Origin of the sequence: Herbaspirillum sp. GCM10030257, assembly GCF_042666555.1 — a bacterium.
Taxonomy (GTDB): domain Bacteria; phylum Pseudomonadota; class Gammaproteobacteria; order Burkholderiales; family Burkholderiaceae_D; genus Noviherbaspirillum.
The window spans coordinates 1-943 of the sequence record NZ_JBHTDH010000122.1; the positions used below are offsets into that span (position 1 = coordinate 1).

The following is a 943-nucleotide window of genomic DNA, read 5'->3' on the forward strand; positions in this document are numbered from 1 at the left end:
TGCACCGCTTCAAGCTCAATGCCGATCCGCGCAAGTGGCTGCCGGGGCAGTCGGTCACGGTAAGCCAGACGGTGACGCTACCGGCCGGCATCAGTTCGGGCAACTATGAAGTGCTGCTGCACCTGGCAGATCCGATGGCATCGCTGCACGACCGTCCAGAGTATGCGATCCAGCTGGCCAACAACAATGTCTGGGAAGCCAACACCGGCTTCAACAAGACCAATCACGTTGTCGGTATCGCGCCGTAACCCTCACCGGGCGCTTCCATCGCGAAGCGCCCGATTCAGATCCCTCCTCAACCAAACCATCAGGCAGTCATGAGCTGCCTGACACTCCCCGCGTCCAAAACGCGCCGACACGGGACGTATTTTCTCTAGTGAAGGAAAAACATGAATATGCTTATGACTCGCAGCCTCTCCCTTTCCGCAATGCTTCTGACCGCAGGTCTTGCCGCTTGCGGCGGTGGAGGTGGAGATGGAAGCGGCACTGATGGCCAGACAGCAGCAAGCATGTCCGGGGAAACCTATGCCGCAGCAGGCGCCGATGCGGCAAACTACAACACGACCGAAGGAAACGGAGCGTCGGGGGGCGCTGGATCCTATGGCCCGGGAACGGCGGTAGAAACACCATCCGAATCTTCGTCCACACCCACTCCTGTTCCCGCACCAGCACCGACGACGGGCCCGTTGGGTTCAGTCAGCTACACCAGTAGCACGGCGCAGATTTTCAATCCGGAGCGCGGCCTGTACCGCTATGTTGATTGCAATTCCAGCGTCGGTGCATCGACCCTGCAAAGCTACCGCAATGAAGGCACGTCGCTGGTGTATTGCATCGTCAACCTGAGCAGCTTCATCAATTCGCCGATCAGCCAGACACAGCTGGACCTGTTCCAGCGCCGCATGGATGAGTTCCGTAGCGCCGGCCTCAAGGCCATTCCGCGCTT

The 943-nt window shown here is 59.5% G+C and carries 2 protein-coding genes; both read left to right on the plus strand.

Annotation, left to right across the window (positions count from 1 at the left end; genetic code table 11):
* The coding region (locus ACFQUU_RS29355) for a DUF4832 domain-containing protein (RefSeq protein WP_382252176.1) at positions 1-248 on the plus strand (248 nt) is incomplete at its 5' end.
* Between the two features lie 141 nt (positions 249-389).
* Positions 390-943: DUF4874 domain-containing protein (locus tag ACFQUU_RS29360; protein WP_382252177.1), on the plus strand; the 554-nt coding region annotated here is incomplete at its 3' end.